Origin of the sequence: Mesorhizobium sp. M0768, assembly GCF_040320195.1 — a bacterium.
Taxonomy (GTDB): domain Bacteria; phylum Pseudomonadota; class Alphaproteobacteria; order Rhizobiales; family Rhizobiaceae; genus Mesorhizobium.
This window is the reverse complement of record NZ_JAMYPD010000007.1, coordinates 25,443-47,246: the sequence shown is the minus strand read 5'-3', so window position 1 is coordinate 47,246 and position 21,804 is coordinate 25,443. Positions and strand designations below refer to the sequence as shown.

22 protein-coding genes are annotated in these 21,804 nt (G+C 62.0%); 16 read left to right on the top strand and 6 right to left on the bottom strand.

Annotated features, from left to right (window positions below; all coding sequences use genetic code 11):
• Position 1: 1 nt before the first annotated feature.
• Positions 2–1,069, top strand: coding sequence for an ornithine cyclodeaminase (ocd, locus tag NKI08_RS11645; RefSeq protein ID WP_352769306.1), 1,068 nt, complete (start codon positions 2–4; stop codon positions 1,067–1,069).
• A 16-nt stretch (positions 1,070–1,085) separates the two neighbouring features.
• On the opposite strand, the gene NKI08_RS11640 is transcribed toward ocd, so the two are convergent.
• Positions 1,086–1,247, bottom strand: a complete 162-nt coding sequence (locus NKI08_RS11640; RefSeq protein ID WP_292655465.1) for a hypothetical protein — start codon at positions 1,245–1,247, stop codon at positions 1,086–1,088.
• Positions 1,248–1,517: 270 nt separating this feature from the next.
• Here NKI08_RS11640 and NKI08_RS11635 point away from each other — a divergent pair, with 270 nt between their 5' ends.
• The 5 genes from NKI08_RS11635 to NKI08_RS11615 all read left to right on the top strand — a co-directional run bounded on the left by NKI08_RS11635 (position 1,518) and on the right by NKI08_RS11615 (position 6,940).
• Entirely contained in the window at positions 1,518–3,467 is a 1,950-nt protein-coding gene (locus NKI08_RS11635) for a PrkA family serine protein kinase (protein ID WP_352449545.1), read from the top strand.
• A gap of 19 nt (positions 3,468–3,486) precedes the next feature.
• Positions 3,487–4,809, top strand: a complete 1,323-nt coding sequence (locus NKI08_RS11630) for a YeaH/YhbH family protein (RefSeq protein WP_352473049.1) — start codon at positions 3,487–3,489, stop codon at positions 4,807–4,809.
• Positions 4,809–6,347, top strand: a complete 1,539-nt coding sequence (locus NKI08_RS11625) for a SpoVR family protein (RefSeq protein WP_352769301.1) — start codon at positions 4,809–4,811, stop codon at positions 6,345–6,347. The genes NKI08_RS11630 and NKI08_RS11625 overlap by 1 nt, the downstream gene beginning before the upstream one ends.
• A gap of 102 nt (positions 6,348–6,449) precedes the next feature.
• Positions 6,450–6,653, top strand: coding sequence for a hypothetical protein (locus NKI08_RS11620; RefSeq protein ID WP_352769298.1), 204 nt, complete (start codon positions 6,450–6,452; stop codon positions 6,651–6,653).
• 32 nt (positions 6,654–6,685) lie between these two features.
• The gene (locus NKI08_RS11615; protein WP_352769295.1) at positions 6,686–6,940 is read left to right on the top strand and encodes a hypothetical protein; all 255 of its coding nucleotides are present in this window, start codon (positions 6,686–6,688) and stop codon (positions 6,938–6,940) included.
• A gap of 117 nt (positions 6,941–7,057) precedes the next feature.
• On the opposite strand, the gene NKI08_RS11610 is transcribed toward NKI08_RS11615, so the two are convergent.
• Both NKI08_RS11610 and NKI08_RS11605 read right to left on the bottom strand, forming a co-directional pair.
• Complete coding sequence (locus tag NKI08_RS11610; RefSeq protein ID WP_023720508.1) at positions 7,058–7,303, bottom strand: hypothetical protein; 246 nt, start codon at positions 7,301–7,303, stop codon at positions 7,058–7,060.
• Between the two features lie 48 nt (positions 7,304–7,351).
• Positions 7,352–9,352 (bottom strand): protein-L-isoaspartate(D-aspartate) O-methyltransferase, encoded by a 2,001-nt coding sequence (locus tag NKI08_RS11605; RefSeq protein ID WP_352769292.1) that lies wholly within the window; start codon positions 9,350–9,352, stop codon positions 7,352–7,354.
• Between the two features lie 301 nt (positions 9,353–9,653).
• Between NKI08_RS11605 and NKI08_RS11600 the strand changes: the two genes are divergently transcribed.
• Positions 9,654–12,065, top strand: coding sequence for a phosphoketolase family protein (locus tag NKI08_RS11600; protein WP_352769289.1), 2,412 nt, complete (start codon positions 9,654–9,656; stop codon positions 12,063–12,065).
• On the top strand, positions 12,065–13,246 hold the full coding sequence (locus NKI08_RS11595; protein ID WP_352769288.1) for an acetate/propionate family kinase: 1,182 nt from the start codon (positions 12,065–12,067) through the stop codon (positions 13,244–13,246). Before NKI08_RS11600 ends, NKI08_RS11595 begins: the two co-directional genes overlap by 1 nt.
• A 16-nt stretch (positions 13,247–13,262) precedes the next feature.
• Here NKI08_RS11595 and NKI08_RS11590 read toward each other — a convergent pair whose 3' ends face one another.
• A complete protein-coding gene (locus NKI08_RS11590) occupies positions 13,263–13,478 on the bottom strand; it encodes a KTSC domain-containing protein (protein WP_352473055.1) in 216 nt (71 codons plus the stop codon).
• A 111-nt stretch (positions 13,479–13,589) separates the two neighbouring features.
• Between NKI08_RS11590 and NKI08_RS11585 the strand changes: the two genes are divergently transcribed.
• Positions 13,590–14,192, top strand: a complete 603-nt coding sequence (locus tag NKI08_RS11585) for an alpha-ketoglutarate-dependent dioxygenase AlkB (RefSeq protein ID WP_352769285.1) — start codon at positions 13,590–13,592, stop codon at positions 14,190–14,192.
• A 55-nt stretch (positions 14,193–14,247) separates the two neighbouring features.
• Here the strand turns inward: NKI08_RS11585 and NKI08_RS11580 are convergent, their stop codons facing one another.
• Positions 14,248–14,712: an NUDIX hydrolase gene (locus tag NKI08_RS11580; RefSeq protein WP_352501155.1), complete on the bottom strand. Its 465-nt coding sequence runs from the start codon at positions 14,710–14,712 to the stop codon at positions 14,248–14,250.
• Between the two features lie 119 nt (positions 14,713–14,831).
• Between NKI08_RS11580 and ku the strand changes: the two genes are divergently transcribed.
• From ku to NKI08_RS11560, 4 genes are all read left to right on the top strand, one after another.
• Positions 14,832–15,665, top strand: coding sequence for a non-homologous end joining protein Ku (ku, locus tag NKI08_RS11575; protein ID WP_352769281.1), 834 nt, complete (start codon positions 14,832–14,834; stop codon positions 15,663–15,665).
• Between the two features lie 93 nt (positions 15,666–15,758).
• Entirely contained in the window at positions 15,759–17,159 is a 1,401-nt protein-coding gene (locus NKI08_RS11570; RefSeq protein WP_352769279.1) for a PAS domain-containing HWE histidine kinase family protein, read from the top strand.
• Positions 17,160–17,234: 75 nt separating this feature from the next.
• On the top strand, positions 17,235–17,606 hold the full coding sequence (locus tag NKI08_RS11565; protein WP_352473062.1) for an avidin/streptavidin family protein: 372 nt from the start codon (positions 17,235–17,237) through the stop codon (positions 17,604–17,606).
• A gap of 118 nt (positions 17,607–17,724) precedes the next feature.
• Positions 17,725–18,141 (top strand): HD domain-containing protein, encoded by a 417-nt coding sequence (locus NKI08_RS11560; protein WP_352473064.1) that lies wholly within the window; start codon positions 17,725–17,727, stop codon positions 18,139–18,141.
• Positions 18,142–18,172: 31 nt separating this feature from the next.
• Here NKI08_RS11560 and NKI08_RS11555 read toward each other — a convergent pair whose 3' ends face one another.
• Positions 18,173–18,583 (bottom strand): DUF427 domain-containing protein, encoded by a 411-nt coding sequence (locus NKI08_RS11555; protein ID WP_352769276.1) that lies wholly within the window; start codon positions 18,581–18,583, stop codon positions 18,173–18,175.
• 182 nt (positions 18,584–18,765) lie between these two features.
• Between NKI08_RS11555 and NKI08_RS11550 the strand changes: the two genes are divergently transcribed.
• The 3 genes from NKI08_RS11550 to NKI08_RS11540 all read left to right on the top strand — a co-directional run bounded on the left by NKI08_RS11550 (position 18,766) and on the right by NKI08_RS11540 (position 21,800).
• The gene (locus NKI08_RS11550) at positions 18,766–19,581 is read left to right on the top strand and encodes an endonuclease/exonuclease/phosphatase family protein (protein ID WP_502899431.1); all 816 of its coding nucleotides are present in this window, start codon (positions 18,766–18,768) and stop codon (positions 19,579–19,581) included.
• 63 nt (positions 19,582–19,644) lie between these two features.
• Positions 19,645–21,045 carry a phospholipase D family protein gene (locus NKI08_RS11545; RefSeq protein WP_352769271.1) on the top strand — a complete coding sequence of 467 codons (1,401 nt, stop codon included), beginning with the start codon at positions 19,645–19,647 and terminating at the stop codon, positions 21,043–21,045.
• 467 nt (positions 21,046–21,512) lie between these two features.
• The gene (locus tag NKI08_RS11540; protein ID WP_352449563.1) at positions 21,513–21,800 is read left to right on the top strand and encodes a hypothetical protein; all 288 of its coding nucleotides are present in this window, start codon (positions 21,513–21,515) and stop codon (positions 21,798–21,800) included.
• Positions 21,801–21,804: the final 4 nt, after the last annotated feature.

The following is a 21,804-nucleotide window of genomic DNA, read 5'->3' as shown; positions in this document are numbered from 1 at the left end:
CATGACCGCCAATTTGAACATCGTCCCGTTCGTCAGCGTCGACCGCATGATGAAGCTGGTGCTTGCCATCGGCATCGAGCGCTTTCTGGTCGAGCTTGCCGCCTATATCGAAGAGGATTTCAGGCGCTGGGAGCTGTTCGACAAGACGCCGCGCGTCGCCTCGCACAGCATTGACGGCGTCATCGAGCTGATGCCGACCAGCGACGGGCAGCTTTACGGCTTCAAATACGTCAACGGGCATCCGAAGAACACGCGTGACGGCCGCCAGACCGTGACCGCTTTCGGCGTGCTTGCCGATGTCGGCAACGGCTATCCGATGCTGCTTTCGGAAATGACCATCCTGACGGCGCTCAGAACCGCCGCAAGCTCGGCCGTCGCGGCGAAATACCTCGCTCCAGAGGCCGCCAGTTGCATGGCGATCATCGGCAATGGCGCGCAATCGGAATTTCAGGCGATCGCCTTCAAGGCGCTGCTTGGCGTCGACAGGCTGCGCCTCTACGATATCGACCCGGCGGCCTCGATCAAATGCATGAAGAACCTTGCCGGCCTGGGCTTCGACATCAAGCTCTGCGCGTCGGCGCAGGAGGCCGTTGAGGGTGCAGAGATCATCACCACGGTTACCGCCGACAAGCGGTCGGCAACAATCCTGACCGACAACATGGTGGGATCCGGCGTGCACATCAATGCGGTAGGCGGCGATTGCCCGGGCAAGACCGAGCTGCATCGCGACATTCTGCTGCGCTCGGATATTTTCGTCGAATACCCGCCGCAGACGCGCATCGAAGGCGAGAGCCAGCAGCTCGATGCGGATCATCCGGTCACCGAATTGTGGCAGGTGATGACAGGAAAGGCAGCAGGCCGGACGGACGCCCGACAGATCACATTGTTTGATTCCGTCGGCTTTGCGATCGAGGATTTTTCCGCCTTGCGTTACGTTCGCGATCAGCTTCAGCGGACCGGCCTTTACGAGGAACTAGACCTTCTGGCCGATCCCGATGAGCCGCGTGACCTGTTTGGCATGCTGCTGCGCGCCGAAAAAGCGACCGGGCTGGCGGCCGCCGGCAGCTGAGCTGCGATCCTGTCGGTCAGTCCTTCTTTTCCTGATACAGGCGCTCGGTGGCGCGCTCGCTTTCCCTGCGCTCCGCCGGGCCGCGACGGCGCTGCGTGAGCAGGGCGTAGGCGATCAGGATTGCCAGCAGCAGTGGACCGCCTGCAACAACGAGCAACCACAAACTATTCCCAGACATCGACCGTCTCCTTTCCCTCACAACCGGGAAGGACCCGAACCGTTCCTCCGTCTTGTTGGGAGTCGTCAGCGGGGCGCGGTGCAATTCAGGATTTTATGCCTCGGTCAGGACGTTGCACGCCTTGTCTGCACTCAGGATGTCCTTATCTAGACTCTTATCCTTCGATCACATGCACTCTCTGCGAAGTGAAGGGAACCACAAGGGCTTTCTGACATTTGGTTGTTCAAGAGACAAACGTGCAGCCACACCGGCTCCGGGGCTAGGAATACCATGCGTGAGAATCAATCCGACGTCTTCGATCTGTTTTCCGAGGTTTACAAGAATGCGGCTCAGGAGGAGATAAGCCTCCAGCAATATCTGCTTGCCTGCCGCGAGGACAAGTCGATGTACGCCTCGGCACCCGAGCGGATGGTCGAGGCGATCGGCGAGCCGACCTTTGTCGATACCAGCAAGGACGAGCGGCTCGGCCGTATTTTTTCGAACCGGACGATCAAGATCTATCCAACCTTCGCCGACTTTTACGGCATGGAGGATACGATCGAGCGTATCGCCGGTTATTTCCGCTATGCCTCGCAAGGGCTCGAGGAACGCAAGCAGATCCTCTATCTGCTTGGCCCGGTCGGCGGCGGCAAGTCCTCGCTTGCGGAGCAGCTGAAAAGGCTGATGGAGCAGCGTCCGATCTATACGCTGAAGGTCGGCGGCCAGGTCAGCCCGGTCTTCGAATCGCCGCTCGGGCTGTTCGATCCCGACCGCATGGGCGACCTTTTGGAGGACAAATACGGCATCGCCCGGCGGCGGCTGAACGGCCTGATCTCGCCCTGGGCGGCCAAGCGCCTCGACGAATTGTCCGGCGACATCTCCAAATTCAGCGTCGTCAAGCTGATGCCGTCCAGGCTGCGCCAGATCGGCATTGCCAAGACCGAGCCGGGCGACGAGAACAACCAGGACGTTTCGGCCCTGGTCGGCAAGGTCGACATCAGGCAGCTGGAAAACTTCAGCCAGTCCGATCCGGACGCCTACTCCTATAGCGGCGGGCTGAACCGGACGACGCAAGGGCTGCTCGAATTCGTCGAGATGTTCAAGGCGCCAATCAAGGTGCTGCATCCGCTGCTGACCGCCACCCAGGAAGGCAGCTACAACGGCACCGAGAATTTCGGCGCTTTCCCCTATCAGGGCATCATCGTTGCCCATTCCAACGAATCGGAATGGCTGCAGTTCAAGAACAACAAGAACAACGAGGCGTTCCTCGACCGCATCCTGGTGGTCAAGGTGCCGTATTGCCTGCGCGTCACCGAAGAGCGGCAGATCTACGAGAAGCTGTTGCGCGAAAGCGAATTGGCTAACAGCCCCTGCGCTCCGGAAGTGCTCGATATCCTCAGCCGGTTCACCGTCTCGACCCGCCTGGCCGAACACGACAATTCGCCGCTCTACACCAAGATGCGCGTCTATGACGGCGAGAACCTCAAGGAAACCGATCCCAAGGCGAAGTCGGTCCAGGAATACCGAAACGCCGCCGGCGTCGACGAAGGCATGACCGGCGTCAGCACCCGCTTCGCCTTCAAGATCCTGTCGCAGACCTTCAATTACGACACCGAAGAGGTGGCGGCCGATCCGGTGCATCTGATGTACATCCTTGAAGAGGCGATCAAGCGCGAGCAGTTCCCGAAGGAGACCGAGGCGGACTATCTCGATTTCATAAAGTCGGAGCTGGCCACCCGTTATGCCGAGTTCATCGGCCACGAGATCCAGAAGGCCTATCTGGAATCCTACAGCGAATACGGCCAGAACCTGTTCGACCGCTATATCGCCTACGCCGATGCCTGGATCGAGGATCAGGACTACAAGGATACCGATACCGGCCAGATCCTCAATCGCGAGGTCTTGGACAACGAATTGTCGCAGGTCGAAAAGCCGGCCGGCATCGCCAATCCCAAGGACTTCCGCAACGAAGTGGTGAAGTTCACGCTGCGCGCGCGGGCCAGAAACCATGGCCGCAACCCGTCATGGACAAGCTATGAGAAGCTGCGCGAAGTCATCGAGAAGCGGATGTTCGGGCAGGTCGAGGACCTGCTGCCAGTGATCAGCTTCGGCTCCAAGCAGGACAGCGTGACGGAGAAGCGGCATACCGAATTCGTGCAGCGGATGATCCAGCGCGGCTACACCGAGCGCCAGGTCCGCCGGCTGGTGGACTGGTACATGCGGGTGAACAAGGCGGGTTGAAGCCAGCCCGGGGTAACATATGCCGATCTTCATTGATCGCCGACTGAACCCGAAGGACAAAAGCCTCGGCAATCGGCAGCGTTTCCTGCGGCGGGCGCGCGAAGAGTTGAAGCGCACCATCCGCGATCAGATCCGCGCCGGCAAGATCGCCGACGTGGACGCCGAGCATGCCGTTTCGATGCCGGCGCGGGGTACCGGCGAGCCGAGCTTCAACGATGCCAGGAACAGCGGCAGCCGCCAGCACGTCCTGCCCGGCAACAAGCATTTCACCCCAGGCGACCGGCTGCCCAAGCCCGGCCAGGGCGGCGGCATGGGATCAGCCCCGGGAAGAACCGAATCGGAGGACGATTTCCGTTTCGTGCTGTCGCGCGAAGAGGTTCTCGACCTCTTTTTCGAAGACCTCGAACTGCCTGATATGGTCAAGCTCAACCTCAAGGAGATCCTCGCTTTCAAGCCGCGCCGGGCCGGCTTCGCCGCGACCGGCTCGCCGACCAACATCAATGTCGGGCGCACGATGCGCAACAGCCATGGCCGCCGCATAGCACTCAGGCGCCCCAAGCAGGAGGAACTCGACGCAATCGCGCAGGAGATCACGTCGCTGGAGGCGAAGCCGCAGAACGCCGAGAGGCGCCAGCGCATCGTGGCGCTGCAGGAAGAGCTTGAGCGACTGGAGCGCCGCCGCAAGCGAATCGCCTATGTCGACCCGGTCGACATCCGCTTCAACCGCTTCGACGCCCAGCCGGTGCCGAATGCCAATGCGGTGATGTTCTGCCTGATGGACGTGTCCGGCTCGATGGGCGAACGCGAGAAGGATCTGGCCAAGCGCTTCTTCGTGCTGCTGCACCTGTTCCTGAAACGGCGCTACGACCGGACCGAGGTGGTCTTCATCCGCCACACGCACGAGGCGCAGGAGGTGGACGAGGAGACCTTTTTCTACAACACCCAGAGCGGCGGCACGGTGGTTTCCACGGCGCTCGAGGAGATGCACCGCATCGTCGAGCAGCGCTATCCCAGCCGCGAATGGAACATCTATGTCGCCCAGGCCTCGGACGGCGACAATTTCGTCACCGATTCGGAGCGCTGCATCACCCTGCTCGACGAACAGATCATGCGGCTTTGCCAGTATTTTGCCTACGTCGAGATCCTCGACGAGCGCGAGAGCCACATCTTCGGCGCCACCGACAACGGCACGTCGCTGTGGCGTGCCTACAGTGCGGTCAAGCTGAGGTGGTCGAACTTCCAGATGAGCCGCATCGCCACGGCGGCCGACATCTACCCGGTTTTCCGCCAGCTCTTCGCCAGACAGCCGGGTTATCAAAAGAGCGGTGAAAGAGGGGGCTGATGGCGAGCAGATCCGGGTTGTTGTTTTCCGGTTCCGACTGGGATTTCAGGACGCTGTCGCGCGCCTACGAGACCATCGAGGCGATCGCCACCGAAGAGCTCCACCTCGACGTCTATCCGGTACAGATGGAGATAATCTCGTCCGAACAGATGCTCGACGCCTATTCCTCGGTCGGCATGCCGCTGATGTACCGGCACTGGTCGTTCGGCAAGCACTACCTCTACCAGGAATTGCTCTATCGCAAAGGCGGACGGGGGCTCGCCTATGAACTCGTCATCAATTCCAATCCCTGCATCGTCTATCTGATGGAAGAAAACACCATGGCCTTGCAGGCCCTGGTGACGGCGCACGCGGCACTCGGCCATAACCATTTCTTCAAGAACAATTATCTGTTCCAGCAGTGGACGGACGCCAGCGCCATCCTCAGCTATCTCGACTTTGCCAAGGGTTACATTGCCCGCTGTGAGGAGCGGCATGGCGTCGATGCGGTGGAAGAGATCCTCGATGCCGCACATGCGCTGATGGAGCAGGGCGTGTTCAGATATCACCGGCCGCCGAAGCTGTCGTCGGAAAAGCAGCGCGAGGGCGTTCGCGAGCGCCTGGAATACGAGGAGCGTTCCTACAATGACCTATGGCGCACGCTGCCGCCTTCGAAGGACGGCGCCAAGCCCCGCGAGACGGACATCATGGCGGAACGCAAGAAATCGCTCAAGCTGCCCGAGGAAAACCTGCTTTATTTCCTGGAGAAGAACAGCCTGATCCTGGAACCCTGGCAGCGTGAGGTCATCCGGATTGTCCGCGTCATCGCGCAGTATTTCTATCCGCAGCGCCAAACGCAGGTGATGAACGAGGGCTGCGCCACCTTCGTGCATTACACGCTGATGAACCTTTTGTTCGACCGCGGCCTGATCGGCGAAGGTGCCATGCTGGAGATCCTGCGCAACCATTCGAACGTGATCTTCCAGCCGGGCTTCGACGATCCGCGCTTTTCCGGTATCAACCCTTACGCGCTGGGCCTCGACATGATGCAGGACATCCAGCGCATCTCGACCGCGCCGACCGCCGAGGACCGCGACTGGTTTCCCGATATCGCCGGCAATGGCGACTGGCGCCAGACCCTGCTGGACGCCTGGGCCAACCATCGCGACGAGTCCTTCATCCGCCAGTATCTGAGCCCTACCCTGATCCGGAAATGGCGGTTCTTTGTGCTTGCCGATGCGGCCAACGATCCGCACTACGAAGTCACCTCGATACACAATGAGCGCGGCTACGAGAGCATCCGCGCCGCACTCGCCCACAGCTACGATATCGGCGCCAGCCGGCCGGACATCCAGGTGGTGGACGTGGACCTGCTCGGCGACCGGCATCTGCGCCTGCAGCATAAGGTCAAGGACGGCATAGTGCTGGAAGGCGGCAGCCGCGACGCCACACTGCGGCATATCCGCAAGCTCTGGGGCTACGAGGTCAGCATGGTCGCGGTCGACGCGCAGACCGGCGCCACAGTCCACGAACGGTCGACCAGCCAGATCGGGGAATGACCGAACCGGACTTGCCGGCGAAGTCGGGTGTCGTTGCCTTTACCGGATCACCAACCACCCTATCTACGCGCGCACCACGAGGGCATGGTCGGGAGCAGGAACATGCGCGCATTGACGATCGCCACGCTTCTGTTGGTCGCCGTCTCGATGGCGCTCTCGCTCGCGCACGCTCTGGAATTGCCCGGCAAGTTGCGCCTCAAGGAGGCCACCTACAGATCAGTGCAGGCGATCTACTATCCCGGCTTCACGATCGGCGGGTTCGCCGAGATCGGCGGCATCATTGCACTCGCCGTCCTGCTTTACTGACGCCCTATCCAAGCGCCCGATTCTGGTGGACCTTGGCGGCGTTTGTCTCGTTGCTGGCGGAGCACGCGACCTATTGGTTGGTCACGCACCCCGTCAATAATTTCTGGGTGCAAGACACTGCCCTGCCGAAATCCGCCGCGACGTTCTTTTCAATGTTCTCTCGAAAGCAGACCGGCGACTGGAGAGATTTGCGCAACGTCTGGGAGGCTTCGCATGTCGCCAGGGCAGGCCTGGCGATACTGAGCCTCGTCTCAATTGCTGTCGCCGCGACATTTTTTGCCGAATAGCCCCAGGGATCAAGACGGCGCCCTCGTCCGCCAATTTTGCGGCCACGAACGCTGCATCCGTCAGATCAGGGAACGGAGCCGGAGCCGTATTGTCTTAACGTCAAGCGATCCGGCCGTTCAGCGGTCGGCGCGATGCTTGTTGTGGGCGCTTTCCTGGTGCTCGCCGCGGATGATGTTGCGATCGTCGGGATCGGCAATATCCTTCGGGTCCGATCTGAGCTCGGCACCGCGCCGGAACGCCTCGCGCTCTTGCCTGGTCTTTTTCAAATCCGCTTCCGCGTCGAAATCCTTGCCGGCGTTTTTCGTGTTCTCGCGCTCTTCGATGATGCGCAATTGCTGCTCATGAGTCTTTTTTCCGGCCATCGGTGACCTCCTTCTTTTGATTTTCCGCTTTCCCAGGGTCCAAATTCGCTACAGCCCGAAAGGATAGGTCTCGGGAAGGCCTGTCCCCGCACGTTCCGGCCCAAGCGGCGTCACGGCACTGGTTTCATCGAACCAGACGAAAGCATCGAACTGGCGGGCGAGCGAGGCGTCCGCATAATGGCTGTGGAGCTCGGTTTCGGGCCGGTAGATGACGCCGATAAAGCGTTCCAGCCGGCGCTCCAGAAGCCGTTCGCGCAGCGTGTCGTCGCGCTCGAAATCGAGCAGGAAAGGCGAGACGCCGCTGTCGTGGCAAAGCCGCTCATAGCTGTCGTTGTGGGAAGGCCGAACCGGTTTCACTTCCATGTCGCCGTCCCAGTCGGTGGCGGCGGCCACCGTCCCGGAATGCGTACTGAGCCCGATCAAGGCAACCTCGTCGCCAAAACGCTGGCGGCAGAGCTGGCCGATATTCAGTTCGTCCCTGACGATCCCCATTTCGGTATAGCGGGCATCGCCGATATGGGAATTATGGGCCCATACCACCGCCTTGGCGTTCGGGCCGCGGGCCTGCAGCAGGTGCTCCAGCGTTTCGAACATGTGGGTGTCGCGCAGGTTCCAGGATTGCGCGCCGCCATAATACATGGTGCGGTAATAACGCTCGGCGGAGGCGACCAGGCGGGCGTTCTGGGTGGCGTCGAGGAAATCGATACCGTCCTGCTGCGCATAGTCGAGCTCTCTGGAAAGCAGTTCCCGGCATTGCTCGAGCACGGCCTTCTCGCATTTCTGGTAACCGGAGGTGAGTGCGACACGGCCATAGGTGGCCGGGTCGTTCTGCCACGGCGTCAGGCAGCCATAGCGTTCGCGCGCGATCCTCGCCGCCTGCGGATCGACCCGGTCGAGATATTGCAGGACCGCCGCAATCGATCCGCCCATATTGTAGATGTCCAGGCCATAGAATCCGGCCCGCCGGGAGGATTTGCTGATCCGCTCATTACGCACTCGCATCCAGTCGACGAACGCCGCGACGTCGGTGTTGCGCCACATCCAGGTGGGAAAGCGCTGGAACGGCGGCGCGGCGCCCGGCCGCGGCGGCCGATGGCGGACATAACGGTCGATCGCCGCGGCATCGGGCCAGTCGGCCTCGACCGCGACGATGGTGAAGCCATGCTTCTCGATCAGCCTGCGAGTGATCGCGGCGCGCGCGCGGTAGAACTCCGACGTGCCGTGGCTGGCTTCGCCGAGCAAGACGACGCGGCGGTCGGCAAACCGGTCGAACAGCGCACCGAAGGCCGGATCGTCGAAATCCGGAAGCGGCTCGGCGGCGGCCGCTATCATCCGCGGCAGGCTGCTTCTGCGCTGATGCCGGTGCGGAAGATCGGCCGCTATCTGGCTGTCGCTGCCTGGCTCGCCCCAGCCTTGCTCGCCGATCAGCGGAACAAACCGCACGCCGCCGAAATCCTCTTCGGTGTAGGTTGCGGCGCCGGTACGGGTGACCTTGAGCAGGCGCTGCGAGTCGAATTCATCGCCGACCGGGATGACAAGCCGGCCAGCGACGTCGAGCTGTTCCTGCAGGGCGAGCGGCGCGCCGGGTCCGGCGGCCGCAACCAGGATCGCATCGAAGGGTGCCGCCTCTGGCCAGCCCTTGGTGCCATCGCCGGTGCGGACTTCGATATTATCGTAGCCGAGCTTTTTGAACCGTTGCCTCGCCGTTTCAGCCAACGCGGCGTGGCGCTCGATCGTGTAGACGCGTTCGACGATACGGCTCATCACGGCAGCCGCATAGCCTGATCCGGTGCCGACCTCGAGGACGTGGTCACCGGCTCCGACCTCCGCCATTTCGATCATGAACGCAACGATATAGGGCTGCGATATCGTCTGACCTTCGGCGATCGGCAGCGGCCCGTCCTCATAGGCGAATTCTTCGAAACCAGGCTCGACGAAAGCCTCGCGCGGGACCTCGCGCATCGCTAGAAGGACATTGCGGTCGCGAATGCCACGGCGGCTCAGGTGGATATCGACCATTTGGTTGCGGGCATGGGAGAGATCGAGCATCTTTCTGCTCCTCCTAGGGCTTCCGCTGCAATCGCCCAAGCTGCTCAACGGCACTTCGGCCGGCTCATATCTCAGGGCCTCGGCGGTCCCCTTGGATTCAAGCAATGCGGTGCATCTTCCTAACCGTTGGCAAGCCCCGAGGTTCCCCAAAAGACCGACCCGCTTTTGTCTGGCGAGGCGCGTTGCAGGATCGACAAGCGGGCGCCGGCCGCGCCGCCCAAACTTATTTCGAGGCAAATCCTTTCTCCGACGCGACGCCACTCCAGATAACGACGGACGAGGGTATTCCGGAGGCATTTCCATGAACGACGAGGCCCGCACCGCTGCGCATACGACCGGCCTTGACCAGATCGATCTGATGGACCGCTACTGGCGCGCCGCGAACTACATCTCGGTTGGCCAGATCTATCTGCTCGACAATCCGCTCTTGCGCGAGCCCTTGCGGCCCGAGCACATCAAGCCGCGGCTGCTCGGTCATTGGGGCACGACGCCCGGCCTCAATTTCATCTATGTGCATCTGAACCGGATCATCCGTGAACGTGGTCTCGATGTCCTGTTCATCTGCGGTCCGGGTCACGGCGGCCCGGCAATGGTCGCGAACACCTGGCTCGAGGGCACCTACAGCGAAATCTATCCCGAGGTCGGCGGGGACGAAGACGGCCTGCGAAAGCTGTTCCGGCAGTTCTCGTTTCCCGGCGGAGTGCCGAGCCACGCCGCTCCGGAGACGCCCGGCTCGATCCACGAAGGCGGAGAACTCGGCTATGCGCTGGTCCATGCCTTCGGCGCCGCCTTCGACAATCCGAACCTTGTCGTTGCCTGCGTCGTCGGCGACGGCGAAGCCGAGACCGGCCCGCTCGCCGCGGCCTGGCATTCCAACAAGTTCCTGAACCCGGCATCCGATGGTGCCGTCCTGCCGATCCTGCATCTCAACGGCTACAAGATCGCCAACCCGACGATCCTCGGCCGCATGGAAGACGAGGCGTTGCGCAGCCTGTTCCTCGGCTATGGCTACGAAACCTTTTTTGTCGAAGGTCATGAACCTGCCGCGATGCATCGCGAGATGGCCCGCACGCTCGATACGGTGCTCGACCGGGTCCACTCCATCCAGGAGCCGGCACGAGCCGCGGGCTGGAAGGGAGACCGGCCGCTGTGGCCGATGATCGTGCTGCGCAGCCCAAAGGGCTGGACCGGGCCGAAAGAGGTCGACGGCAGACGAGTCGAGGATTTCTGGCGTTCGCACCAAGTGCCGGTGTCGAATGCACGCGGCGATGCGGCGCACCGCCAGATCCTGGAAGACTGGATGCGCAGTTACGAGCCGGAAAAACTGTTCGACAAAGGCGGCCATCTCCTGGCGGAGCTCGCGGCGCTAGCGCCAACAGGACCAAGACGAATGGGCGCAATCCCCTACGCCAATGGCGGCCTGCTGAAACAAGACCTGGTGCTTCCCGACTGGAAAGGCCTGGCGCTCGACGTACCGCGTCCGGGCGGTGCTGTCGGAGAGGCGACGCGGACCGTCGGAAGCTATCTTCGCGATGTGATCCGCTTGAACGCCGATGCCAGGAACTTCCGGCTGATGGGACCGGACGAGACGTCCTCCAACCGCCTCGACGATGTGTTCGAAGTCACGGATCGTATCTGGATGGAGCGGATCGAGCCTTACGACGTCCATCTTTCCCGCGACGGCCGCGTCATGGAAGTGCTCAGCGAGCACCTTTGCCAAGGCTGGCTGGAGGGCTATCTGCTGACCGGCCGACACGGCCTGTTCTCGTGCTACGAGGCGTTCGTCCACATCGTCGATTCCATGGTCAACCAGCACGCCAAATGGCTGAAGACCTCCGGCGAACTTGCCTGGCGCAAGCCGATCGCCTCGCTCAACTACCTGCTGACCTCGCATGTCTGGCGACAGGATCACAACGGCTTCAGCCATCAGGACCCGGGCTTTGCCGATTTCGTCGCCAACAAGAAGGCCGACACGGTAAGGCTCTATTTCCCGCCCGACGCCAACACGCTGCTGTGGATCACCGACCATTGCCTGAAAACCTACAACCGCATCAACGTCATCGTCGCCGGCAAGCAGCCGGCGCCGCAATGGCTGTCGGCCGAGGACGCGGAAGCGCACTGCCAGGCCGGTGCCGGCATCTGGGAATGGGCCGGGACGGTTGCCAAGGGCGAAGAACCGGATGTGGTCCTGGCTTGCGCCGGCGACGTGCCGACACTGGAGACGCTTGCCGCAGCCGACATCCTGCGCTCGGGCATTCCAGACCTGAAGATCCGCGTCGTCAATGTCGTCGACCTGATGATCTTGCAGTCGAATTCCGAGCATCCGCATGGCTTTGCCGACGACAGATTCGACGCACTGTTCACCAGGGCCAAGCCGGTCATCTTCGCCTATCACGGCTACCCCTATCTCATTCACCGTCTGACCTACCGGCGCGCCAATCACGACAACATGCATGTGCACGGCTTTCGCGAGGAAGGAACGACGACGACGCCGTTCGATATGGTGGTGCTCAACCAGCTCGACCGCTATCATCTGGCACTCGCCGCGATCGCGCGCGTGCCGGGGCTGGCCGAGCGGGCGAAGGATCTTGCCGCGGCGTTGCACGGGAAATTGGCTGAGCACACGGCCTATGTCCGCGAATATGGCGAGGACATGCCCGAGATCCAGAAATGGTCCTGGCCACAGGACGGCGCGACGAGGGCCGGCGATTGATGCGACGATCGATCCTTGCGTTGAATACCGGCTCGTCCAGCATCAAGTTCGGACTTTACGACCTTGCAGCGTCCGCCGAGCCGGATCTTGCCTCGCGCGGTTCGCTGGATCTGGGCGATGCGCCAAGGCTGACCGCGAAAGCCGCCGATGGGGAGCTGCAGTGCGATCGGCCACTTGCCGCGGACGCATCACGCGACATGGGCATCGGCCAGATGCTGCAGTGGATCGAGAACGAACTTGGCGGAAGGAAACTCATCGCCGCCGGCCATCGCATCGTCCATGGCGGACGCGAGTTCGTCGAACCTGCCCGCCTGACGCCGACAATTATCGAGGCTCTCGATAGGCTGACCCCGCTTGCGCCATTGCACCAGCCACGCAGCCTCGCACCAATCCGGGCGCTTGCCGCGCTGCGGCCCGACCTGCCGCAGGTCGGATGCTTCGACACGGCCTTCCATCGGACCATCGAGCCTCTGGTCAGCCGTTTTGCGCTGCCGCGCCGCTACGAGGCGGACGGCATCCACCGCTACGGCTTTCACGGGCTTTCCTACGAATATGTTGCCGGCCGGCTCAAGCAGATATCGCCCGATCTGGCGGCGAAAAGAACCATTGTCGCCCATCTCGGCAACGGGGCGAGCCTGTGCGCCATGCGCGACGGGCGAAGCGTCGATACGACGATGGGCTTTTCGGCGCTTGATGGCCTGGTCATGGGCACACGCTGCGGCGCCATCGATCCGGGCGTGCTTTTGTACCTGCTGCTGGAAAGAGGCGTTTCCGGAGAGGCGCTGCAAGACATGCTCTACGAGGAATCTGGGCTGCTCGGCGTGTCCGGCATTTCCGGCGACATGCGCACGCTGGAGGCCAGCGACGACCGCCGGGCCCGCGAAGCGGTGGAGCTTTTCGCCTTCCGCGCCGCCAGGGAAGTTGCCGCCCTCGCCAACACGCTGGGCGGGCTGGAATGCCTGGTGTTCACCGGCGGCATCGGCGAGCACTCGGCCACGGCCCGTAAAGCGATTTGCGACAGGCTTGACTGGCTCGGCGTGGCGATCGACGAGGCCGCCAACAGCTCTCATGCCGCGCTGATGAGCCAGGCGGAGAGCAAAGTGGAAGTCCGCGTCGTGGCGACCGACGAGGAAGGTGTGATCGCCCGCCACACGCGCAAGGTGATGGAGGGGCCCGGCTGAGGCGGATGGCCTCGGCTCAGCTCGAATGGCTCTGCTCGACCAGATGGTATTTGTACCGGTCGCGAATATGCGCGTTGAAGAACCGGCCCTTCGACGAGGCTTTGCGGAATGCCGCGTGGACCTGCGGCGGCACGTCCTCGTAATCATAGCGGTTTCCGCTCGGGACGAACCATACGGAGAGTACCCTCGTCGCCGGCTGGTAATCGATGCTTCTGATCGCAGTTGAAGGCATTCTCAACAGGTCCAATCCACGCCGTCGTGTGAATAACCCTGCACGGAGAGCGAGGTTCCTTCCTGCCGAAGTAGCCTTGCCGCTACGGGCCGGCTTCACCAAATACGGTTGATGCCACCGCTCAAGACATCGGCTGCAGCCCGCCAGGGCGATCTCTTTGCCGCCGCCGACGACCTGCCGGAAGGATTCCGCTACCAGCCCGAACTGATCACGCCGGACGAGGAGGCAGCGTTGGCGAGCCAGCTCGCAACCCTGCCTTTTCAGCCCTTCGACTTCTATGGCCATCTGGCAAACCGGCGGGTGGTCGGTTTTGGGCAGCGTTATGATTACGACCGGGGCGAAGTCGTCGAGGCACCGCCGATACCCGGCTTTCTGCTGCCGCTCAGGGAAAAGGTTGCAGGCTTTGCCCGCTTGCCCGCCGAAACCTTCGTGCAGGTGCTGATCAACGAGTACCGGCCGGGCGCCGGTATCGGCTGGCACCGCGACAAGCCTCATTTCGAGGCGGTCGCCGGCGTTTCGCTGCTGGCCGCCTGCAGCTTCCGCCTGCGCCGGAAAAACGGCACCCGATGGGACCGCAAGACGGTCACCGTCGAGCCAAGATCGGCCTATCTGATGACGGGCGCCGCGCGCAACGAATGGGAGCACAGCATTCCGCCGGTTGCCGAGCACCGCTATTCGATCACGTTGCGCACGCTGCGGCCGCAACGCGCTTAAAGCAGAGCGGTGAGGAAGCCCGAGCACTGCCCTTAAGAACTGGGCTGAAACAAATTCATCCGTCGCCATGCCGACCGGCAAACTCCGCCAGCATGGCGCGCTGGCCTTTCAGGATCTTGAGGTTGGCTTCAGGCAGGGAGAACCAGCCCGCTCTGTCGACTTCGGCAAATTCCTTCATCGAGCCGGACCTTGGCGGCCATTCCATGACGAAGGTGTTGCTGTTGATGGCGTCGCTGTCGAAATCCGCCTCGACGCACCATGCGATGACGAGCTTGCCGCCCGGCTGCCTGTAGCTGCCAAGGTGTTCGAAAACGCCATCGATGGCGACGCCTAGCTCCTCTTCGGCCTCGCGTTTTGCTGCCGCCAGGTCGTCCTCGTTCTCGTCGACCAAGCCCTTCGGGATCGACCATGCGCCGTCGTCCTTCTTCGCCCAGAATGGTCCGCCCGGATGCACCAGCAAGACCTGGAGATGTCCTTCCCTTCGGCGAAAGATGAGCAATCCTGCGCTGCGTTGGGCCATCCCGCTATTCCCCTGACGAAACTGAAACGAACGTCCGGGCCGGCATATGGAACAGCCTGCCATGGCGGAACGATTTCGGCTCGCAGCCGTTCCGTCCGTTCGACAAATGAGTGATCGACATGGCGACGCCGCGAGCTGCCTGGAAGGGCTTTATGAAAGTCGGATCGGTTTCCTGTGGCGTCAAGATCATCGGTGCCGTCAGCGAGGCCGAGAAAGTGCATTTCAGGATTCTGAACCGCAAGGACGGTCTCCCGGTCAAGAGCGCCTATCTAGACGAGGAGACCGGCGACACGGTCGAGGCGGCCGAGCAGGTAAAAGGCTATGAGGTCGAAAAGGGTGAGTTCATCCATATAGAGCCGGACGAAATCAAGAAACTGAAGATGGTATCGCAGCATACGCTCGAGATCGGCGAGTTCGTGCCTGCCGCCGAAATCGACGCACGCTACCTCGAAAAACCCTACTATCTCGTTCCGGCCGATGCGCCCTCCACGGAGGCTTTCGCGGTGATCCGGGACGCCATGGCCAGGAAGAAAGTGGCAGCCCGCTCCTGCGTCGTGCTGTACCAGCGAGGCCGAGAGGTGCTGATCCAGCCGCTGGGCAAGGGCATGCTGATGACGGAATTACGCAACCACAATGAAGTGGTCGCGGCGGACGCGGTGTTCGAAGGGCTGAAGGCTCGCAAGGTCGATCCCGAGATGCTGGAAATCGCGCAACTGCTGATCGACAAGAAGCCCGCCAAATTCGACCCGTCGAAGTTCGAAGACACTTATGAACAGGCGCTGGTTGCAATGATCGAGGCCAAGCGCAAGGGCAAGAAACCGCCCAAGTCGGCACCCGAGCCCAAGACGAACGTCATCAATCTCGCCGATGTTCTGCGCAAAAGCCTGGCGCAGGAAGGCGGCAAGGCTCCCAGCAAAAAGCCGAGAACGGCCCCGAAACGCAAATCAGCCTGAATGTCCGAAAGCGGATCGAACGGAACCGAAAACGCTCGCGCGCATTTAGATGACGTAGCAATCCGTCGGCAAGCCAAGCGGAGCGGGGGACTGGTGGACGTCGTTGAACTAAGGACTGGCGGGATCCCGCAAGTTTCCTCCGCCGATCTGATGCAGGCGTTGCCTGTGGCCGTCTACACCACCGACAAACAAGGCTACATCACCTTCTTCAACGAAGCCGCTGCCGATCTCTGGGGATATCGTCCGGTTATCGGCCAGGATCGCTGGTGCGGGTCATGGAAGCTTCGCCACCTCGACGGGCGACCGATGGCGCATGACGAGTGTCCAATGGCCGTTGCCTTGCTCGAGGAGCGGGACGTTCGTGGGGGCCGGGCCATCGCCGAGCGGCCGGACGGCCAACTCATCCCGTTCAGTGCGCATCCGGTCCTGCTTCGCAATGAAGTCGGCGAGGTTGTCGGCGCCATCAACACCCTGCTCGACCTGCGCGTGCAGACGCTGGCCGACGACGCCGGCATAAGGCTCGCTGCCATCGTCGAATCCTCGATGGACGCCATCGTGTCCAAAGACCTGAACGGCATTATCACCAGCTGGAACGACGCGGCACAACGCCTGTTCGGCTATACGCCCGCCGAGGCGATCGGGCGCCCGGTGACGATCCTCATCCCGGCCGACCACCTGGATGAGGAAGCCATGATCATCAGCCGCATTCGCGCCGGCGAACGGATTCCTTCATACGAGACTATCCGGCAGCGCAAGGACGGCACCTTGGTTCCGGTTTCGCTCACCATCTCGCCGATACGCGACGGCATCGGGCGTATCATCGGCGCCTCCAAGATCGCGCGCGACATCAGCCCGCACAAGGAGAGCGAACGGCGCATCCGCACACTCATGCGCGAAGTGAACCACCGCGTCAAAAACCAATATTCGGTGATCGTCTCGATGATCCGCGAGACCAGCAAGCTGGCGGGGACGCCAGAGGCTTTCCTTTCACAGGTCCGGGAACGCATCATGGCGCTATCGGAATCGCACGATCTGCTGGTCGATGCCGAATGGCGTGGGGCGACTATCGGCGAATTGATCCATGCCCAGACCAAGGCCTTCGCGACACAGGCCCGTCTGTCGATGAGCGGGCCAATGATCATGCTGCAGCCGAACGCGGTGCAATATCTCGGCATTGCCTTTCACGAGCTGGCCACGAATTCGGTAAAGCACGGAGCGCTGTCGCACCATGACGGACGGGTCGAGGTCGAATGGACCGTGACGCCAGCCGCCGACGGCAGCGATGGCTTCCGCTTTGTCTGGCGGGAACTGGACGGGCCATTGGTGGATGAAAACACGCGACGCGGGTTCGGAACGGTTGTGCTCAAACGCGTCACGCCGCAGGCGCTCAGCGGCACCGGCCGCCTGGAATTCGCCAGGCACGGCATCAGCTGGACGCTGGAAGCGCCGCTACGCTTCGTGCAGATGTCGACGGCTGGCATCGCGGCTGATTGAAGGCCGCTTCACCCGCCGCGGCTTGGCGGCCGTGTGGCAGCACAATCCCCATGGAGGCAATCAGGAGGAGCAGCGATGAGTTGGCTGGGCATCTGGCAAAACCAGTACGGGTCGGTGGTCGAACTGACCAGCGAAGAGGGCGGACGGATCAACGGAACCTTCAGGACGGCGCTGGAGGACAGCGCCTTTTTCGGCATGACGTTGCCGCTGTTGGGAGCCTGCCATGGAGATGTCATCGGCTTCACTTGCGCGGCCGAAGGGCGGGTCGGAGCCGCAGCGGTGAGCTATACCGGCATTCTCAGGGATGGGAAGCTGGAGATGCTGTGGCACACCGTTGCGGATGCCGCTTTGTCGGCGGAAAAGGAAGGTGCCCCGGCCCGAGCCAGGAAACTGCCCGCCTGGCGCGCCTTTGGAACCAGCCTCGACAGTTTTGAACGCGTGTCCTGACGCGTCGCGCCCGCCGCTCGCAAGTGAGGCAGCAGGGTGCCGCGGCGCGTAGGAACTCGCACCGACGATGGCGCGTTGGTGCGCCAGGACATGCTCTGTTCGTTACGGGGTCGACCCAATGAGCGTGCTTTATCGCGCAGCGAAAATCGCCGAACAGGCTCATGCCGGGCAGACGGACAAGACAGGGCGGCCATATATCGAACATTGCCGCCGGCTCGTCGATGCCGTCGAAACGCTCGACCAGAAAGCTATCGCCTATCTTCACGACGTCATCGAAAAAGGCGACGGCTGGAACCGCGACCGGCTTGAGGCGGCCGGGTTCGGGCCGTCCATCGTGTCTGCCGTCGACGCCATGACGCGGCTGCCGAACGAGGACGATGCCGCGTTCGTTCGCAGGGCTGCGGCCAACCCGCTGGCGTTGCCTGTCAAGCGCGCCGATCTTGCCGACAATCTATGGCAGGCACGGCAGATCGGGGCCTCGACGGCGAAATACGAAGACGGCCTGCGCATCCTCAGAGAAGAGTTCGCGAGCTGACGGACCGCTGGCGGCTGTCGCCGATGTGGGTCTACTCGGTGACGTGCGGTGTGTGCCGCTTGTCTTCCGCGGGATCGGCCTCGATCCGCGCCCTGCCGGGATCGAACGCACCGTGGCGGGCGATCGCCAATGCCGGGGTGTCGGGCGTCTCGTAGGCCCACATGAAGTCTTCTGCCGACGAACCGACCGCATGAACCCGCCAATAGCTTGCCGTGCCCTTCAGCGGGCTGTGGCTCGTCGTGTTCGTCTTCTCCAGAAGGTCGAAATAGATGTCCTCGAAGGGTATGTAGAAAACAGGATCATGGCCGTCTTCATAGAGCAGCTTTGCCCGCTCGCTCGACGCAATAATGGCATCGGAGAACCGGACGGTCACGGTTCCATCGAACGGGACAATCCTGAGCGGGCCTGGGCGGGGGGCGGAATCTGCGGCTAAGGACTGCATTCGACTTCTCCGTTGACTGCGCTGCCTTTCCGAAACGTGTTGTTGCCCGTCAGGGTTCCAGACCGCCGGCGCGCCGAGCCCGGATGGTGGAACGGTTCTGCAAGGTCGTCGTTGTTTCAGACCTCCGCACGCGCCATAATCGCAATGGCCGCCACTCACCGACTCAACAGCAAATGGATAACATGCTGGATCGATCGCCTACCCTTCCAAGGTCGCTTGGCGCTGCGCTGCGAAGGGAAGTGCCGCGGTTTACGGTACCCGGCAATGAAATTTCGTGCACCACGGTCGCATCCTACAACGTGCATAAATGCGTCGGCACCGACGGCAGGTTCGATCCGGAGCGGGTCGCGGCCGTGGTTAAGGAACTCGACGCCGACATCATTGCTTTGCAGGAGGCCGACGAAAGAACCGGAAGCAGGCAGGGTTTGCTGGATCTCGCAGCGCTCGAGCGGGACAGCGACCTCGTCCCCACCCATGTCCCGGAAAACCGCCGCAGCCATGGCTGGCACGGAAATCTGATCCTGGCACGCCGCGGCGTGGTCGAAAGCGTGAACCAGATCCGGCTGCCCGGCCTCGAGCCGCGCGGTGCGGTTATCGCGGACCTGGAACTGAAGGGCGTCTCCCTCCGGATCATAGCCGCACATTTCGGCTTGCTGCGGCGGTCGCGCTCGCAGCAGGCCAACGCGCTGGTCGAAGCCACGCACCCGGTTCTGCGGCCAACAATCCTGCTCGGCGACCTCAACGAATGGCGCGTCCGCAACAGGTCTTCGCTGCTGGCCCTGCTGCCGCATTTCGGTCCGATCGATGCGGTTCTGCCGAGCTTTCCGTCGCGCTTTCCGCTGTTTGCGCTCGACCGCATCCTGGCCAGGCCGCCGCACCTGATTTCCAGCATCGAGGTGCACAAGACGCCGCTGGCGCAGCGGGCTTCCGATCATCTGCCGATCAAGGCCCGGCTGAACCTGGACGCGATACGGCAGCCGCGACTGCAACCAGAATGAACCTGAAGGGTTGTTAGTCAGATTTCAGACGGTTTGCTTCGCTGATGTTTGTCGGTGCACTTTATGGATACAGCCATTTCGCGGTTTGCCCGGGACAAGATCGCTGCCGGCAATAGCGGGCTGCTGCTGATCGCCGACAATTATGACGCGTTTGCCGCGCGAATCCTTGCCGCGCGCGGTGCCACAAGCAGCCTCGACCTGATGTACTATCTCTGGCACGACGACCATAGCGGCCGGCTGCTGATGCAGGAGGTCGTCAAGGCGGCGGAGCGCGGTGTCCGCGTCCGCATGCTGCTGGACGATATCAATCCGCGCAACAGCGACGCTGCTTACCTGGCGCTCAACAGCTACAAGAACATCGAGCTGAGGCTGTTCAACCCCAGCGGCATGAGGAACGGCAGCATCTTTCGCACGCTGGAGATGGTCGCCCGGCTGTTTGCGATGACCCGCCGCATGCACAACAAGGCCTGGATCGCCGATGAGGGCTTGGCCATCGTCGGCGGAAGAAATATCGGCGATGCCTATTTCGACGCTGCGGAGACGAATTTTCGCGATCTCGACCTGTTGCTTCTCGGTCCTGCCGTAGGGCAGACGATGCAGATATTCGAGGCGTTCTGGAATTGCGAGGCGGCAAAGCCGATCCAGCTGCTCAACCCGGCTGCGGTGGGCTCGCGCGCCGATTTCCTCGACAATCTCGATGCGACCGCGGACGGCCAGCTTTTGAACAGCCTCAGTGCCTGGCGCACGATCACGGAGTTCATTGCAGCGCACAGCGACGTCTGCTGGACCAAAGGCGTTCGCGTCATTTCCGATCCGCCGGAAAAGGTGCGCGGCAAAAGGCGCAGGAACTGGCTGACCAAAGAGCTGCTTCCCGCTATCGCGGCGACCAGGCAGCGCCTCGAAATTGTCTCGCCCTATTTCATCCCCAGCCGCACCGGGTTGGCCATCCTGTCGAAGCTGGTGGATCGTGGCGCCGAGGTTGCAATCCTGACCAACTCGCTCGCCGCGACGGACGTCGCCGCCGTGCACGGCGCCTATGCCAAATGCCGCCGCAAGCTGCTTAAAAAAGGTATCCAGCTTTTCGAATTGCAGCCCTTCGACCGCCAGGCCAACATTTCCGTTTTCGGTTCAAAGGGAGCCAGCCTCCACACCAAGGCCTTCACGGTCGACGATACGCTCGGGTTTGTCGGCTCCTTCAATTTCGATCCGCGTTCGGTGTCGTTGAATGCGGAAATGGGCGTGCTTTTCCATGATACCAATCTGGTGATGGAGTTGCGCCGGCTGTTCGAGCACGAAAAGTCACCGCAGACGAGCTATCAGCTGGTCCTGGACAAAGGCGCCTTGCGGTGGCTCGGCATGGCGGATGGCGAGATGCGGCAATATTCGCGTGAACCGGAGGCCAGTCTCTATCGGCGCATCGTTGCAGCGCTGGTTGGGTGCCTGCCGATCGAATCGCAGTTGTAGAAGCGACGGATTTGTCGGAACGCAACTCTTTGTCGGAACGGAACTCGGGGATCACGAGTTGTAACCCGTGTCCGGAGCATGCCGATGAAGACCACGATATACAGTTTTCTTGCTGAGCTCTTGCCGTTCTGGATGGCGCATAAACGCAAAATGCGCGCCGACCGCGCCGCCGAGTGGCCGGCACGACCGGCTGCTGCGGATGACGATGTTCGGCCGTCAGGCGATCCTAATCGAGCAGCACCGGCGCGGCGGCGTAACACGTCCTAAGGGCAGCATGATCCCGCTCCAACTGTCTGGCTAGCCGCATTTCCGCGACGCCGATAATCCCATTTGGCTGCAGAAGCTCTAGCCCTTAGGGCGATCACGCTATCGTCAAGTATCGCTATTCGAAATCCGGCGTTGCCAAGCATCCATTTTGCAGCACGTACGTTAATGTGCACTACAGGTTGCCGCTATAGGTGAGCGCCATGAGTGATAGTGCGATAGAATTCTTGCAGGACTGGATCCACGAAAACGTTCATGTGCCGCCGCCTCCGATCAAGCTTGAAAGGGAGGCGGAAATCCTCGCCAGGGAATGCAAGGAAGAGGCTGCCGATGCCGGCGTACCCATCGAAGACATCGAGGAAGAGGTCGGCGATCTCAAGGACCTGCTCGTTGCCAAGCTTGAAGACGCAGCCGAGGACGAGGCCCGGCAACTCAACGGCCACGGCCAAAAGATTTCTACGCTGGCGGCCGGGCAAAAGCGGGCCGTATGAGGCC

Excerpts from the sequence above, each read along its gene's own strand:
- ocd (WP_352769306.1), top strand. The coding sequence starts at position 2 with ATGACCGCCAATTTGAACATCGTCCCGTTCGTCAGCGTCGACCGCATG.
- NKI08_RS11640 (WP_292655465.1), bottom strand. The coding sequence starts at position 1,247 with ATGTCTGGGAATAGTTTGTGGTTGCTCGTTGTTGCAGGCGGTCCACTG.
- NKI08_RS11635 (WP_352449545.1), top strand. The coding sequence starts at position 1,518 with ATGCGTGAGAATCAATCCGACGTCTTCGATCTGTTTTCCGAGGTTTAC.
- NKI08_RS11630 (WP_352473049.1), top strand. The coding sequence starts at position 3,487 with ATGCCGATCTTCATTGATCGCCGACTGAACCCGAAGGACAAAAGCCTC.
- NKI08_RS11625 (WP_352769301.1), top strand. The coding sequence starts at position 4,809 with ATGGCGAGCAGATCCGGGTTGTTGTTTTCCGGTTCCGACTGGGATTTC.
- NKI08_RS11620 (WP_352769298.1), top strand. The coding sequence starts at position 6,450 with ATGCGCGCATTGACGATCGCCACGCTTCTGTTGGTCGCCGTCTCGATG.
- NKI08_RS11610 (WP_023720508.1), bottom strand. The coding sequence starts at position 7,303 with ATGGCCGGAAAAAAGACTCATGAGCAGCAATTGCGCATCATCGAAGAG.
- NKI08_RS11605 (WP_352769292.1), bottom strand. The coding sequence starts at position 9,352 with ATGCTCGATCTCTCCCATGCCCGCAACCAAATGGTCGATATCCACCTG.
- NKI08_RS11600 (WP_352769289.1), top strand. The coding sequence starts at position 9,654 with ATGAACGACGAGGCCCGCACCGCTGCGCATACGACCGGCCTTGACCAG.
- NKI08_RS11595 (WP_352769288.1), top strand. The coding sequence starts at position 12,065 with ATGCGACGATCGATCCTTGCGTTGAATACCGGCTCGTCCAGCATCAAG.
- NKI08_RS11590 (WP_352473055.1), bottom strand. The coding sequence starts at position 13,478 with ATGCCTTCAACTGCGATCAGAAGCATCGATTACCAGCCGGCGACGAGG.
- NKI08_RS11585 (WP_352769285.1), top strand. The coding sequence starts at position 13,590 with ATGCCACCGCTCAAGACATCGGCTGCAGCCCGCCAGGGCGATCTCTTT.
- NKI08_RS11580 (WP_352501155.1), bottom strand. The coding sequence starts at position 14,712 with ATGGCCCAACGCAGCGCAGGATTGCTCATCTTTCGCCGAAGGGAAGGA.
- ku (WP_352769281.1), top strand. The coding sequence starts at position 14,832 with ATGGCGACGCCGCGAGCTGCCTGGAAGGGCTTTATGAAAGTCGGATCG.
- NKI08_RS11565 (WP_352473062.1), top strand. The coding sequence starts at position 17,235 with ATGAGTTGGCTGGGCATCTGGCAAAACCAGTACGGGTCGGTGGTCGAA.
- NKI08_RS11560 (WP_352473064.1), top strand. The coding sequence starts at position 17,725 with ATGAGCGTGCTTTATCGCGCAGCGAAAATCGCCGAACAGGCTCATGCC.
- NKI08_RS11555 (WP_352769276.1), bottom strand. The coding sequence starts at position 18,583 with ATGCAGTCCTTAGCCGCAGATTCCGCCCCCCGCCCAGGCCCGCTCAGG.
- NKI08_RS11550 (WP_502899431.1), top strand. The coding sequence starts at position 18,766 with ATGCTGGATCGATCGCCTACCCTTCCAAGGTCGCTTGGCGCTGCGCTG.
- NKI08_RS11545 (WP_352769271.1), top strand. The coding sequence starts at position 19,645 with ATGGATACAGCCATTTCGCGGTTTGCCCGGGACAAGATCGCTGCCGGC.
- NKI08_RS11540 (WP_352449563.1), top strand. The coding sequence starts at position 21,513 with ATGAGTGATAGTGCGATAGAATTCTTGCAGGACTGGATCCACGAAAAC.